The organism is Rhizobium sp. Root1203 (assembly GCF_001424945.1).
Lineage (GTDB): Bacteria > Pseudomonadota > Alphaproteobacteria > Rhizobiales > Rhizobiaceae > Rhizobium.
On the sequence record NZ_LMCW01000016.1, the window covers coordinates 98,554 to 111,564 of the forward strand.

At 62.0% G+C, this 13,011-nt stretch carries 14 protein-coding genes; 6 read left to right on the forward strand and 8 right to left on the reverse strand.

Annotated elements, in window-relative coordinates; all coding sequences use genetic code 11:
• Positions 1 to 14: 14 nt before the first annotated feature.
• From ASC97_RS18205 to ASC97_RS18220, 4 genes are all read right to left on the reverse strand, one after another.
• On the reverse strand, positions 15 to 980 hold the full coding sequence (locus ASC97_RS18205) for an esterase-like activity of phytase family protein (RefSeq protein WP_244481520.1): 966 nt from the start codon (positions 978 to 980) through the stop codon (positions 15 to 17).
• A gap of 53 nt (positions 981 to 1,033) precedes the next feature.
• On the reverse strand, positions 1,034 to 2,935 hold the full coding sequence (cobT, locus tag ASC97_RS18210; RefSeq protein WP_057469761.1) for a cobaltochelatase subunit CobT: 1,902 nt from the start codon (positions 2,933 to 2,935) through the stop codon (positions 1,034 to 1,036).
• A gap of 12 nt (positions 2,936 to 2,947) precedes the next feature.
• Positions 2,948 to 3,940, reverse strand: coding sequence for a cobaltochelatase subunit CobS (gene cobS / locus ASC97_RS18215; RefSeq protein WP_057469762.1), 993 nt, complete (start codon positions 3,938 to 3,940; stop codon positions 2,948 to 2,950).
• Between the two features lie 311 nt (positions 3,941 to 4,251).
• A complete protein-coding gene (locus ASC97_RS18220; protein WP_037059404.1) occupies positions 4,252 to 4,866 on the reverse strand; it encodes a J domain-containing protein in 615 nt (204 codons plus the stop codon).
• Between the two features lie 105 nt (positions 4,867 to 4,971).
• Between ASC97_RS18220 and ASC97_RS18225 the strand changes: the two genes are divergently transcribed.
• Positions 4,972 to 5,253 carry a BolA family protein gene (locus tag ASC97_RS18225; protein ID WP_037059406.1) on the forward strand — a complete coding sequence of 94 codons (282 nt, stop codon included), beginning with the start codon at positions 4,972 to 4,974 and terminating at the stop codon, positions 5,251 to 5,253.
• Between the two features lie 72 nt (positions 5,254 to 5,325).
• Here ASC97_RS18225 and ASC97_RS18230 read toward each other — a convergent pair whose 3' ends face one another.
• From ASC97_RS18230 to ASC97_RS18245, 4 genes are all read right to left on the reverse strand, one after another.
• The gene (locus tag ASC97_RS18230) at positions 5,326 to 5,805 is read right to left on the reverse strand and encodes a DUF2938 domain-containing protein (protein WP_057469763.1); all 480 of its coding nucleotides are present in this window, start codon (positions 5,803 to 5,805) and stop codon (positions 5,326 to 5,328) included.
• An 87-nt stretch (positions 5,806 to 5,892) separates the two neighbouring features.
• Entirely contained in the window at positions 5,893 to 7,203 is a 1,311-nt protein-coding gene (locus ASC97_RS18235; protein WP_057469764.1) for an HlyC/CorC family transporter, read from the reverse strand.
• Positions 7,200 to 8,333 (reverse strand): 3-dehydroquinate synthase, encoded by a 1,134-nt coding sequence (aroB, locus tag ASC97_RS18240; protein WP_057469765.1) that lies wholly within the window; start codon positions 8,331 to 8,333, stop codon positions 7,200 to 7,202. The genes ASC97_RS18235 and aroB overlap by 4 nt, the downstream gene beginning before the upstream one ends.
• Positions 8,333 to 8,920 carry a shikimate kinase gene (locus tag ASC97_RS18245; protein WP_057469766.1) on the reverse strand — a complete coding sequence of 196 codons (588 nt, stop codon included), beginning with the start codon at positions 8,918 to 8,920 and terminating at the stop codon, positions 8,333 to 8,335. The genes aroB and ASC97_RS18245 overlap by 1 nt, the downstream gene beginning before the upstream one ends.
• A 145-nt stretch (positions 8,921 to 9,065) precedes the next feature.
• On the opposite strand from ASC97_RS18245, the gene ASC97_RS34700 reads away from it, so the two are divergent.
• From ASC97_RS34700 to ASC97_RS18265, 5 genes are all read left to right on the forward strand, one after another.
• Positions 9,066 to 9,242: a hypothetical protein gene (locus ASC97_RS34700; protein WP_037059419.1), complete on the forward strand. Its 177-nt coding sequence runs from the start codon at positions 9,066 to 9,068 to the stop codon at positions 9,240 to 9,242.
• Positions 9,243 to 9,246: 4 nt separating this feature from the next.
• Positions 9,247 to 10,215, forward strand: coding sequence for a site-specific tyrosine recombinase XerD (locus tag ASC97_RS18250; RefSeq protein ID WP_057469767.1), 969 nt, complete (start codon positions 9,247 to 9,249; stop codon positions 10,213 to 10,215).
• A 61-nt stretch (positions 10,216 to 10,276) separates the two neighbouring features.
• Positions 10,277 to 11,230 carry an acetyl-CoA carboxylase carboxyltransferase subunit alpha gene (locus ASC97_RS18255; protein ID WP_057469768.1) on the forward strand — a complete coding sequence of 318 codons (954 nt, stop codon included), beginning with the start codon at positions 10,277 to 10,279 and terminating at the stop codon, positions 11,228 to 11,230.
• A 196-nt stretch (positions 11,231 to 11,426) separates the two neighbouring features.
• Positions 11,427 to 12,689: a L,D-transpeptidase family protein gene (locus tag ASC97_RS18260; RefSeq protein ID WP_057469769.1), complete on the forward strand. Its 1,263-nt coding sequence runs from the start codon at positions 11,427 to 11,429 to the stop codon at positions 12,687 to 12,689.
• A gap of 4 nt (positions 12,690 to 12,693) precedes the next feature.
• On the forward strand, positions 12,694 to 12,918 hold the full coding sequence (locus ASC97_RS18265) for a sulfurtransferase TusA family protein (protein ID WP_057469770.1): 225 nt from the start codon (positions 12,694 to 12,696) through the stop codon (positions 12,916 to 12,918).
• Positions 12,919 to 13,011 lie beyond the last annotated feature (93 nt).

A 13,011-nucleotide genomic window follows, 5' to 3' on the forward strand; every position in this document is an offset into this window, starting at 1 on the left:
GGGCCACCGAAGAGCTAGTCGACCAGCCGAAATTCGAGCATCAGATTGCGCTGCAGGATCGAGTGGTTGTCGTCGGAGACGATGACGACGTGCGTGGTGCCGTCGGCGGCCTTGAAGGCATCAAGGCCTTCCATGTTGTCGATCTGGTAGCCGAAGTCGCCCTGCAGCACGACCTCGCCGTTCATGACCGCACCGGGCCGGATCTCTGACGATTTGATGCGGCGGATGCGCATGCCGATACCTTCCGCCATGTTGAAACGACGTTCCAGGATGAGCAGGTCGCCATCGGGCAGGAATGCTCCGTCGGTTGCGTCGAAGTCACCGAACCGGGCGAGCGCGAGGCGGCCCTTCAGCGGCCCGTCGAGAATGGCCGCATCGGCATTGCCGTCGGCATCCAGGCTGCGTTCCGCGACGATCAGCGTGCCGCCTTTCAGGGGGCTCGCCGCCGGCGCCACGGCCACGGTCTCGAAGCCGCGGTTGGCGCGCAAGGATTTTCGCGGGAAAGGAATGGGGACGGTGTCGACGGCACGGGATGTCTCGAAGCCAGGGTCGGGATAGACATCGACACGATGGTCCTGTTCGAAGGACGCCAGCACATGGTCGCCGTGCAGCGCCAGGCCTTCCGCATCCATGTAACCCTTGCCCTCGACGATCTGACCGACACGATTTCGCATCGGCGTGATTTCAATATCCGCCAGGGCCGCCAGGCGCCCCTGCGCATCGCGTTCGGCACGCCCGGTCATCCAGTGGCCGGTGTCGAGCACGCCGATGAAATGGGTCTCGTCGGATCGAAAACGGATCGATGACAGCGAGCCGAACAGCCGGTCGGCGGAGACCATTTCCAGCCCGCCCAGAAATTCGAAAGGCCCGAACCGTTTCTCGTCCGAGCCAATCTTGAAGTCAGAAATCACGCTGCTTTTGACCACCGTCGGTCCGCCGGCGCCGGATGGCGGCGCGCAGGTCAACAGGCCAAGAACCATCAGCATCGTTCGCGCGACATGCGTTCGGGCCACCAGAAAAGCGTTCATCCGCATCAGCCGGTGCGGCGGATGCGTCCGCCTCGCGGCTGCGCGGCCTGGTCCTCGAAGAGCGATGCGAGCTGTTCGGTCATTGCGCCCGCCAGTTCGTCCGCATCGACAATGGTGACGGCGCGACGGTAGTACCGCGTGACGTCGTGGCCGATGCCGATGGCGAGAAGCTCGACCGGAGAGCGGGTCTCGATACGGTCGATGACGGCGCGCAGGTGGCGCTCCAGATAGTTGCCCGGATTGACCGACAGCGTCGAATCGTCGACCGGCGCGCCGTCCGAGATCATCATCAGGATGCGGCGCTGCTCACGACGTGCAAGCAGGCGGTTGTGCGCCCAGATCAGCGCTTCTCCGTCGATGTTTTCCTTGAGAAGCCCCTCGCGCATCATCAGGCCGAGATTGCTGCGGGCGCGGCGCCACGGAGCATCGGCCGACTTGTAGATGATGTGGCGCAGGTCGTTGAGGCGGCCGGGCGTCTGCGGCTTGCCGTTGGCGAGCCATTGTTCGCGCGCCTGTCCACCTTTCCAGGCTTTCGTGGTGAAGCCGAGGATCTCGACCTTGACGCCGCAGCGCTCAAGCGTGCGGGCCAGGATGTCGGCGCAGGTGGCGGCCACCGTGATCGGCCGGCCGCGCATCGAGCCCGAGTTGTCGATCAGCAGCGTCACGACCGTATCGCGAAACTGCGTGTCGCGCTCCATCTTGAAGGAGAGCGCCTGCATCGGGTCGATGATCATGCGCGTCAGGCGCGCCGGGTCGAGGTAGCCTTCTTCCAGGTCGAAATCCCAGGAGCGGTTCTGTTGCGCCATCAGGCGGCGCTGCAGGCGGTTCGCCAGGCGGCCGACGGCGCCCTGCAGGTGCGCGAGCTGCTTGTCGAGGAAGGCGCGCAGGCGCTCCAGCTCGGCCGCATCGCACAGCTCCTCGGCCGTGATCGTCTCGTCGAACTCCTCGGTGAAGACGTGGTAGTCGACCTTCTCGTTGAAGTCGTCGAAGGGTGTGTTCGGACGGCGGGTTTCGCCCGGCGTTTCCGAATCGTCCTCGCCTTCCTCCATCATGTCGTCGTCGGAGATCTCGGCGCCTTCAGTCTCGCCGTCCTCCATCTGCTCGTCGGCGACTTCGCTGTCTTCGACGGGGGCAGCATCGGAGCCGGCGTCTTCGTCGACCTCGTCCTGATCCTGCTCGTCGCCGCCAGGCTTGTCTTCCTGGTCCTGCTCGTCGTCGGAATCTGCTTGGCTGTCGTCGTCGCCGTATTCCTCGGCCATTTCCATGGCCGAGAGCATGTTGCGGATGACCTTGGAGAACGCCTGCTGGTCGGTGATCACCTCGGAGAGATTATCGAGTTCCGATCCGGCCTTCTCCTCGATGAAGGAGCGCCAGAGATCGAGCACCTTGCCGGCAGAGGCCGGGGGCTTCTGGCCGGTCAGCTTCTCGCGCACCATCATGGCGACGGCTTCGCCGACGGGCGCATCTTCCTGACGTTCGATGCCGGAGAAATTCGCCTTGGAATATTTCTCTTCGGTCATGGAGCGCAGGTTGGCGGCTACGCCTTCCATGCGCAGTGAGCCGATCGACTCCACGCGCGCCTGCTCGACGGCGTCGAAAATGGCGCGGGCATCGGAGCCCTGAGGCGCCATCGTCGCATGCACCTTCTCGTCGTGGCAGGCAAGCCTGAGCGCCATCGAGTCGCCAAGGCCGCGGGTCACCGCGAGTTCATGCGCCGTCGGCCGCTTGGAAAGCTCGGGCAAGCGAATCCGCTCGGCCGTCATTCCCGGGCGTTCATTGGCGAAGGTTACCTCGACGTCGCCGTCGCCGGCGATTGCGCGCACGCTGCCTGTTATCGCCCGGCGCAACGGTTCGACGTCGACGGGCGCACCGGGCTTAGCTTTCGAATTGTCACCGCGAGATGCCATGATCGATCGGCCTCAGGCCTCCAGAACGATGTTGGCAGCGCTTTCCTTCAGCTCGACGCCGAAGGCGCGCTGATAGTGTTCGGCAACCAACGGGCGCTCCAGTTCGTCGCACTTGTTGAGGAAGGTGACGCGAAAGGCGAAGGCGAGATCGCCGAAAATCTCGGCATTCTCGGCCCAGGTGATGACGGTACGCGGGCTCATGACGGTCGACAGGTCGCCGTTCATGAATGAGGCGCGGGTCAAGTCGGCGACGCGCACCATCTTCGAAACGGTATCGCGGCCGTTCTTGTCCTTGCCGAAGCTCTTCACCTTGGAGGCGACGATGTTCACCTCATGGTCGTGCGGCAGGTAGTTCAGCGTCGTGACGATCGACCAGCGGTCCATCTGCGCCTGGTTGATCTGCTGCGTGCCGTGATAGAGCCCGGTGGTGTCTCCGAGGCCGATCGTGTTTGCGGTCGCAAACAGGCGGAAGGCGGGGTGAGGGCGGATGACGCGGCTCTGGTCGAGCAGCGTCAGGCGGCCGGACGATTCCAGCACGCGCTGGATGACGAACATCACGTCCGGACGGCCGGCATCATATTCGTCGAAGACGAGCGCGACATTGTGCTGATAGGCCCAGGGCAGGATGCCGTCCTTGAATTCGGTAACCTGCAGGCCGTCCTTGACGACGATTGCGTCCTTGCCGACAAGATCGATACGGCTGACGTGGCTGTCGAGGTTGATGCGCACGCACGGCCAGTTGATGCGGGCTGCGACCTGCTCGATGTGCGAGGACTTGCCTGTGCCGTGGTAGCCGGAGATCATCACGCGTCGGTTGTGAGCGAAGCCTGCAAGAATGGCCAGCGTCGTTTCGCGGTCGAAGAGGTAGTCGGGATCGAGATCCGGAACGTAGGCGCTGCCCTGGCTGTAAGCGGGAACGCGAATGTCGGAATCGATGCCGAAGACCTCCCTGACCGAAACGGTGGTGTCTGGAATCTCCGAAATATCAAGGTCAATCTTGCTCATCATGTCTCCAAGGCGGGTGGCCGACACCCTGCCATACTGTCTCAGCCCATTTCACAGCCATGAGGCCGCAGAGGGGTCCGCGCTCGCTCATGTCGGAACGTCGGCGATGCTTCTCCGGGACTGAAACGAAACCTCGGGGCGACAAATCCATCGCTTGCGAGCATTCTTGAACAAAGCCCCGGACAAGAAACGCCGCATCCGGAAGTGGCCGAGGCGCCTGTGGGACAAACGCAAAAACACGTGCCGCGGTTGCCTGCGGCCTCAGCCGATTTGGACCATACCCGATTGAAGACCAAGAGCAAGGACGGGAATTAACAAAAACCGTTCTGTTTCAATAATTGATAGGCCTGGATGACGGCGCGGAAGCGCTCCTCGGATCCGCGGTCGCCGCCATTGGCATCGGGGTGATGCTTCTTGACGAGTTCCTTGTAGCGGCTCTTGATCTCCGCCGAGGTCGCATTCGCCGCCAGCCCCATCGTGTCGAAGGCCTTGGTTTCCAGGCTCTTCAGCTTGCGCTGCTCCGGAAAGCGGGGGCCGCTGCCCTTGCTATCCTTGACGAAACCGAAAGGATCGCGAACGCGGGTATAGGCTCCGGAGCGCACTTCGGACTGCAGCGGGCTATTCTTGGCGGCCTTGTTGACGCCGACGGTCCAGGTCGGCCGATGGCCGGTGATCGCTTCCTTCTGGTAGCGCGCGATCTCACCGTCCGAGAGGCCGGAGAAATAGTTATAGCCCTTGTTGTAGTCCTTGACGTGCTCGAAACAGAACAGAAAGAACTGCCCCTCGGCATTGCGTCCGACGGGAGCGCGATGCACGCCTTTCTTGTCGCAGCCGTCCCACTGACAGGTTGGAGGAGCCTGTTCGGGTTCCGGCTCGCGTTTGCGGCTGGTGCGGATGCGGTCGAAGTATTTGGAATCGAGTCTCATGACGGCGCTAATTATGGGGCTCAGAAGAGCTGACGACAAGAATTGACAAACAGGAATGTTGCTGGCTTGGTGGGAACCTTTTTCGCAAAGCAGCAAGATCGGACAATGACCCTGCAATCCTCCATCGAAGAAAAGCTGGTAGCGGCCTTCGCGCCTGAGCGCCTGAGCGTCATCAACGAAAGCCATCTGCATGCCGGACATCAGCCCGACATCACCGGCGCTGGCGAAACCCACATGCGGGTACGAATTGTATCGGCCAAGTTCGCAGGCATGGCGCGGCTCGCACGCCACCGCGCGATCACCGAGCTGTTGAAGCCCGAGCTGGACGCCGGACTGCATGCGCTTGCCATAGAACCGGCGGCACCGGGCGAGCCCGTGCGCTGGTAGACGGACGCCACCCTATATGGTGGCGCAGCCTCCTCTTTCCAAGAAGGCCGTCTGCCGACGGTCTCTCGCGTGTCAGCGGATGATCAGTGCGGTCGCGTAGAGACCGAAGCCGAAGACCGTGTGCGAGACGAGATTGAGAAACCGCACCTTGGCGGGGTTGGGTGTCTTCGACGCCGCCCACCCGATCCCGAGGCCGGGCTGCAGCAGAAACCAGCCGGCGCCGACCGTCACGATCGCCCAGATCCAGGCGGGAAGGAACGTCGGTTCCGCCAGCCAGCCGGGGCCTGCGATCAGCACCAGCAGGATGCCGTAGAGGATGCCGACGACATAGTGGCCGATCCAGCCGAGGGCCAGTTCGTGCTCGTAGGAAGCCGCCTTGCCGATGTCGTCGTGGAATACCTTGCCATTGCCGAGATGCCAGAACCAGCGACCGACCGGCGCCCAGTTGGGCAAAGACCCGCCTGTCGCCTGGGCGAGAACGATAGCCCAGATGTCCATGAGAACCGTCGCGCCAATGCCGATGACCACCGAACGCCAAAATATATCAAACATATCAGATCCATAACGATGCTGCTCGCCTTGAGACAATCTCCTCCCGCAGCGCGCAATGATTGGGATTAAAGTCGAGTTGGAAGAAGGTCAGGCCGGCTTCGCGTCGTTCTCCTCCGCCGGCCGGATGCGCAGTTTGGTGATACGGTTCCTGTCCCGTTTCATGACGATGAAGCGCTTGCCGTAGAAGGTAAACGCCTGCCGCTCTTCCGGGATCGTCATCGACTCGTGAATGACGAGGCCTGCAATCGTCGTCGCCTCCTCGTCGGGGAGCTGCCAGTCGAGCGCGCGATTGAGATCGCGGATCGGCACGTTGCCGTCGACGACGATCGAGCCATCGGCCTCCTGGCGCACGCCCTGCATGTCGATGTCGTGTTCATCCGAGATGTCGCCGACAATTTCTTCCAGAATATCCTCGAGCGTCACGATGCCCTGCACTTCCCCGTATTCGTCGACGACGACGGCGAAATGCTGCTTGCGGCGCAAAAAGGCATTGAGCTGCGCTTCGAGGTTGGTGCTGTCAGGCACGAACCAGGGCTTCTGGGCAATCTTGACGATATCAAGATGCTCGGGCTCCGCGTCGCGTTCGGCGAGTGCCCGCAGCAGATCCTTGGAATGCACGACCCCGATGATGTTGTCCGTCGAGCCGCGCCAGAGCGGCATGCGGGTAAACGGGCTTTCCAGAATCGTCCGCACGACGACTTCCGGCGGATCGTCCGCGTTGATGCCGCGCATGGCCATGCGGTGCACCATGATATCGGACAGTTCCAGTTCGCCGAGGTCGAGAACGCCGCCCAGACGGTCCCGGTCGGCCTTGACCACCGAGCCTTCACGGTGCAGCAGGTCGACAGCGCCGCGCAGCTCCTCGTGCGCCGACAGCATCGAGCTTTCGCGCGAGAGGTTGATGCCGAAAAGCGACAGGATCCAGCGCACGATCGCATTGACGAATGACGAAACCGGGCCGACGACGGCAACGAAGACCTTGACGGCAAACGCCACCTTCAGCGCAAACCGGTCCGGTATCGAGATCGCCCAGCTTTTCGGCAGGACTTCGGCAAAGATCACCAGGATGACCGTCATCGCCAGCGTCGCAAGCGCCACGCCTGACGTGCCGAAGAGCCCGAGAAAAAGACTGGTGGCAATGGCAGAGGAGAGAATATTGGCGAGGTTGTTGCCGATCAGCAGGGCGCCGATCAGGCGATCGCGGCGTTCGATCAGTTCACGGACGATGCCGGCGCGTTCCTCCCCGTTGGCTTCCAGCGTGTGAATGCGGCTGCGCGACACCGCCGTCAGCGCGGTCTCAGATCCGGAGAAGAAAGCCGACATGAGGACGAGGGCCACGATGGAAAGGATTTCCGGCCAATATGCGGAAAGGAATGCCAGCGTGCCTTCGAGGGTCATTGTGGGTGTTTTTCCTTGAGGAAGCTCAACACTTCGGAAGTGGGCACGTCGTCGGCGACGAAGGATTGACCGATGCCACGGGTGAGGATGAAGGTCAGCTTGCCGCCCTTCACCTTCTTGTCCTGGGCGATGGCGTCCATCAGCACCTCTGCCGGCGGCAGGGTTCCCGGAATGTCCGACATCCGCGTCGGCAGGCCCACCTCTTTGAGGTGGTGCTCGACGCGCCGGGCATCGTCGGGGCTCGCCAGATTCATGCGGGCCGAGAATTCATGGGCCAGAACCATGCCGATCGAAACGCCCTCGCCGTGGACCAGCCGGGAGCTGTCGTAGGCGGTGGCAGCCTCCAGTGCGTGGCCGAAGGTATGCCCGAGATTGAGGAGCGCACGCCGGCCGGTCTCCCGCTCGTCGGCGACGACGACATCCGCCTTTGCCTGGCAGCTTGCAGCAATCGCCTCGATGCGGGCGGAGCCGCCGGAAAACACATCCCGCCAGTTGGCTTCCAGCCAGGCGAAAAAGTCAGGCTTGTCGATCAGCCCGTATTTCGCGACCTCGGCGTATCCGGCACGGAACTCGCGCTCGCTCAGCGTGTTCAGGACGTCGCTGTCGGCCAGAACCAGATCGGGTTGATGAAACACGCCGATCAGGTTCTTGCCGTGGCGGCTGTTGATGCCGGTCTTGCCGCCGACCGAGGAATCCACCTGTGACAGGAGCGAGGTCGGCACCTGCACGAAGCGGACGCCGCGTCGTACGATGCCAGCGGCAAAGCCCGTGAGATCGCCGATGACGCCACCGCCAAGGGCGATCACGACGTCGTTGCGCTCGACGCGGGCTTCCAGAACCTTGTCGCAAACCGTCATCAGATGCTCGAAGCTCTTGGTCTTCTCGCCGGCAGGCAGAACGAGCGTCGCACACGTGAAACCCGCCGCCTCAAGGCTCTGGAGAAGGGCATCGAGATAGATCGGCGCAACATGCGCGTCGGTAATGACGGCCGCCTTGCGCCCCTTCAGCCGCGACGCGATCTCGCCGCCGGCACGCGCGATCAGGCCAGGACCGATGAGGATGTCGTAGGCGCGCTCGCCGAGCGGCACGTGGACCTTGCGGTCGGTGGAGGCGGTGGCAATCGCATTCATCAGGCGGCACTTTCAGTTCGAGAGTCGACCACGGCCTTCAGCACTTCGTCGGCCATGAGTTCCTTGCGCACATCGCGCGACATGACGGTTAGGTCGGCCAGCGCATAGACCGGATACCGGGCGTTCATCAGGTTCTCGAGGGTCTGCCTGGGGTTTTCCGTCTTCAGCAGCGGGCGCGTGTCGCGCTTGTTGACGCGCTCCCACAGGACGTCGAGATCGGCATTCAGCCAGACTGAAATACCGCCCTTCTTGATGTGCCTGCGGGTGCGATCGTTGATGAAGGCGCCGCCGCCGGTGGACACCACGCGCGGGCCGTTTTTCAGAAGCCGTTTCATCACCCGCGTTTCCAGGGCGCGAAACTCTTCCTCGCCATAGGCAGCAAAGAGTTCGGTGATCGACATGCGGGAGACGCGCTCGATTTCGGCGTCGCTGTCGACGAACGGTATGCCGAGATGGCTTGCGACGATCCGACCGACGGAGGATTTTCCGGCGCCCATCAACCCGACGAGGATCAGATTGCGTGAACCGAGCGCAGCGCGAGCTCTGTCTCTCAAGCTATCGGCAACGGTCAGAACTGGGTCGCTCATTGGTCCATTCACATTTTGTTTGCGAACGGTATCGACAAATGCGGGTGTAGCGTCAAGTCGCGGGCAAGGGAAACATGGTCAAAAGCACCTTCTTGCGCTTGCGAAGACGCTTCTTCATAAAGAAGCATAGCCATGGAGTTGTTGAATGCCGAGCCTGTTCCGTTTTCTCGCCGTATTGGCGGTCATCGCCGGAGCGATATACGGGACGATGTGGGCGCTTGTTACTTTCGTCGAACCGCAGGAGCGCGACGTGACGATCCGGATTCCCTCCGAACGGATCAATCCGCCTTCGACCGGTGCCATCGAGCCGGCCAAGAAGTGACGTCATGAAGGATCTCGGCCGCGTTCACGTCGAAGCCTTTCTGGAGATGATGAGCGCAGAGCGCGGGGCTGCAGCCAATACCTTGTCGTCCTACGAGCACGACCTCGAGGATCTACAGTCTTTCCTGAACGGCAAGGGCGTCCGGTTGACGGAAGCGGCGTCGGCCGAACTGGCCGCCTATCTGTCGTCGCTTGCGGCACAAGGCTTCAAGCCATCGTCGCAGGCGCGCCACCTGGCGTCGATGCGGCAGTTCTACAAGTTCCTCTATGCCGAGGGCCTTCGCACCGACGATCCGACAGGGATACTGGACGCGCCGAAGAAGGGCAGGCCGCTGCCGAAAACCATGGGCGTCGACGAGGTCGGCAGGTTGCTGGAACAGGCCGAAGCTGAGGCGCAGGATCCCGCAGCCGGGCAATTGCAGCGGTTGCGCATGCTGGCACTGCTGGAGCTCCTTTATGCGACGGGCATGCGCGTCAGCGAGCTGGTGTCGCTTCCTGCCCGCGTGCTCGGCCAGGACGGGCGATTCCTGATGATCCGGGGCAAGGGCAGCAAGGAGCGTCTCGTCCCTTTGTCGCAATCTGCGATCGCTGCGCTCAAGCTCTATGGCGGCATGATCGCTTCGGAAAATGCCGCCACCAAAAATCCCGCCGCCAAAGATTCCGGGGAGAGTCCCTGGCTGTTTCCGGCGGCGTCGAAGGAAGGCTATCTGCCACGACAGGTTTTTGCCCGCGATCTGAAAAATCTTGCGATCCGGGCGGGTCTGCCCCCATCTACGATCTCGCCGCACGTGATGCGGCACGCATTCGCAAGCCATCTTCTGGCCAACGGCGCAGACCTCCGCGTTGTTCAGGAACTCTTGGGTCATTCGGACATTTCGACCACACAAATCTATACGCACGTCCTGGAGGAAAGGCTCCAGCAACTGGTCCAAACGCATCACCCCCTTGCCAAACAGGCGAAAAAGCAGGAATAGGACCGGCAACAAGGGTGCGCTGACGAAAGCGGCCCCGGCACAAGGAACGGAAACGCACCTCATGCACAACTATCTCGACTTCGAAAAGCCGATCTCCGACCTCGAAGGCAAGATCATCGAACTGAAGAAGCTCGCCTCGGAAGACGAGAGTATCGACACGTCCGATGAAATCGGCAGGCTTGAAGTTCGCGTCCGCGAGGCGATGGTCGACATCTATTCGAAGCTGAACGCCTGGCAGAAGACCCAGGTCGCGCGTCACCCGCAGCGGCCGCATTTCGTCGACTATGCCAAGACGCTGTTTCAGGAATTCACGCCGCTTGCCGGCGACCGCAAGTTCTCCGAGGATGCCGCGATCCAGGCGGGTCTTGCCCGCTTCCGCGGCCAGCCGGTCGCCGTTCTCGGCCAGGAGAAGGGTAACGACACGAAGAGCCGCCTGAAGCACAACTTCGGCAGTGCGCGGCCGGAAGGCTACCGCAAGGCAATCCGCGTTCTTGAAATGGCGGACCGTTTCGGTCTGCCCGTCATCACGCTGGTCGATACCGCTGGCGCCTATCCCGGCGTCGGCGCCGAAGAGCGCGGTCAGGCGGAAGCCATCGCCCGTTCTACGGAAATGTGCCTCGGCGTCAAGGTTCCGATCATCTCGGTGGTCATCGGCGAGGGCGGTTCCGGCGGCGCGATCGCGATCGCCACGGGCAACCGCGTCTACATGCTGGAGCACGCGATCTATAGCGTGATCTCGCCCGAAGGTGCCGCCTCGATCCTCTGGCGGGATTCCGCGCGTGCCAAGGAAGCGGCCACCAACATGAAGATCACTTCCGAAGACCTGAAGTCGCTCGGCATCATCGACGGCATCATCGGCGAGCCGCTTGGCGGCGCGCACCGCGATCCGGACAGCGTGATCGCTGCGACCGGCGACGTGATCGCCAATGCGCTCGGCGAGCTTTCGAGCCGGTCCGGCGAGCAGCTTCGCAACGATCGGCGCCAAAAATTCCTCAACATGGGCCGCAATCTCTGACCGGAGGTTGCGACGTCTTCTCGATTGAGGCCAAACCTTGGCCACAATAATGTTATCAATAACTTTCGTACTTGCGGGGGTCTTGGACGCGCGGCATAGGTTGGTAAGGTTTTTTTAACCACAATCAACCAATGATTCGCTTCGTGCCTGAGCTGCAAAGCGAATTGGGTCGAATCTCGTTATTGGGCTTGTTTGGATGCGCATTCGTCATTTTGCCTATGTTTCACTGATGGCGCTGGCCCTGGCCGGCTGCAATGACGCGTTGGACAGCACGCAGATCGACCTGTCCAAGGTCAAGAACAAGGTCGAGCAGCCGCTGCCGTCGCGCATCCTGTCGGAGATGAGCGCCAAGGGCATGGACCGAAATTCGCCGATCATGATCCGCATCTTCAAGGAAGAGGGTGCGCTCGAGATCTGGAAGGCAAAGACCGACAACCGCTTCGACAAGATCGCCGACTACAAGATCTGCGCCTGGTCGGGCCGTCTCGGTCCCAAGGTGAAGCAGGGCGACCGCCAGGCACCGGAAGGTTTCTACAACCTGACCCGCGCCAACCTCAACCCGAATTCCAAGTACTATCTCGCGATCAACACAGGCTTCCCGAACCGCTATGACGCCGTTAACGGCCGCAGCGGAACCGATCTGATGATCCACGGGGCATGCTCGTCTTCGGGCTGCTATTCCATGACCGACCAGCAGGTGCTGGAAATCTATGCCTTCGCGCGCGACGCCTTCAAGGGCGGCCAGTCGACGGTACAGCTGCAGGCTTTCCCGTTCCGCATGACGGCGGAAAATATGGTGAAGCACCGGATGAACTCGAACATCGAGTTCTGGAACATGCTGAAGGTCGGCTACGACAACTTCGAAGTGACCAAGCGTCCGCCCGAGGTCAACGTCTGCGAAAAGAAGTATGTCTTCAATCAGCAGTCGGCCGACGGTGCCTTCAATCCGGGCGGCAAATGCCCTCAGATGTCGACGCCTCCGGCGCTGACGGCGGCACTGGCATCCTATGGCAAGACCTACGACATGGCATATACGAAGGCGCTGAAGGCGTTCGACGGCATGGCGTGGTACGATCCTTCCGAAGCGGAGCGCAAGGCTGTCGTTGCCAAGCAGCGCAAGGGACACGACCTTGCCTATGCACCGACAGGCACGTCGCTCGAGGCCGGCCGCATGGTGAAGGTTGCCGAACTCGAAGGAATGATGGCGAACAAGACGGCGACCGCGGTTGCCGCCAACGCCGCCCCGGCCGCGACGCCAGCCACGCCGCAGGCAGCAACTGCTGCTGGCGCTGTGGCTGCGCCTGAAGCGGCCAAGACGACGGCGGTTGCCGTTGCCGCGCCGGTTGCGGTTCCTGTCCCGACGCCGAGCCCGCTGACCGCGTTTGCGCCGGCACAACAGCCCGAGCCGGTCGAAGTCGCGTCGAAGAAGCCGTTCTGGAAGTTCTGGGCCAAGGACTGATGGCTTGACCGCCATTTCCTACGATCTGCGCGGGCTCAAATGCCCGCTGCCTGTCCTCGAGACGCGCCGCAAAATGTCATCGCTGCCGAGCGGCACGATAATCCGCGTCGAAACGACCGATCCATTGGCGGGAATCGACATCCCGCATTTCTGCAACGAAGACGGTCACGAACTCATCGAGGCTGAGAAGACCGACGACGGCCACCGTTTCCTCATCCGCAAGCGCTAGAGCGTTTCACCTTTTAACGGAACCATATCCAGCATTTTCCAGATAGTTTTGGCATTCGGCGGGCTGGATGGTTTCGACCAGCCTGCCGATATG

Excerpts from the sequence above, each read along its gene's own strand:
- ASC97_RS18205 (WP_244481520.1), bottom strand. The coding sequence starts at position 980 with ATGGTTCTTGGCCTGTTGACCTGCGCGCCGCCATCCGGCGCCGGCGGA.
- cobT (WP_057469761.1), bottom strand. The coding sequence starts at position 2,935 with ATGGCATCTCGCGGTGACAATTCGAAAGCTAAGCCCGGTGCGCCCGTC.
- cobS (WP_057469762.1), bottom strand. The coding sequence starts at position 3,940 with ATGAGCAAGATTGACCTTGATATTTCGGAGATTCCAGACACCACCGTT.
- ASC97_RS18220 (WP_037059404.1), bottom strand. The coding sequence starts at position 4,866 with ATGAGACTCGATTCCAAATACTTCGACCGCATCCGCACCAGCCGCAAA.
- ASC97_RS18225 (WP_037059406.1), top strand. The coding sequence starts at position 4,972 with ATGACCCTGCAATCCTCCATCGAAGAAAAGCTGGTAGCGGCCTTCGCG.
- ASC97_RS18230 (WP_057469763.1), bottom strand. The coding sequence starts at position 5,805 with ATGTTTGATATATTTTGGCGTTCGGTGGTCATCGGCATTGGCGCGACG.
- ASC97_RS18235 (WP_057469764.1), bottom strand. The coding sequence starts at position 7,203 with ATGACCCTCGAAGGCACGCTGGCATTCCTTTCCGCATATTGGCCGGAA.
- aroB (WP_057469765.1), bottom strand. The coding sequence starts at position 8,333 with ATGAATGCGATTGCCACCGCCTCCACCGACCGCAAGGTCCACGTGCCG.
- ASC97_RS18245 (WP_057469766.1), bottom strand. The coding sequence starts at position 8,920 with ATGAGCGACCCAGTTCTGACCGTTGCCGATAGCTTGAGAGACAGAGCT.
- ASC97_RS34700 (WP_037059419.1), top strand. The coding sequence starts at position 9,066 with ATGCCGAGCCTGTTCCGTTTTCTCGCCGTATTGGCGGTCATCGCCGGA.
- ASC97_RS18250 (WP_057469767.1), top strand. The coding sequence starts at position 9,247 with ATGAAGGATCTCGGCCGCGTTCACGTCGAAGCCTTTCTGGAGATGATG.
- ASC97_RS18255 (WP_057469768.1), top strand. The coding sequence starts at position 10,277 with ATGCACAACTATCTCGACTTCGAAAAGCCGATCTCCGACCTCGAAGGC.
- ASC97_RS18260 (WP_057469769.1), top strand. The coding sequence starts at position 11,427 with ATGCGCATTCGTCATTTTGCCTATGTTTCACTGATGGCGCTGGCCCTG.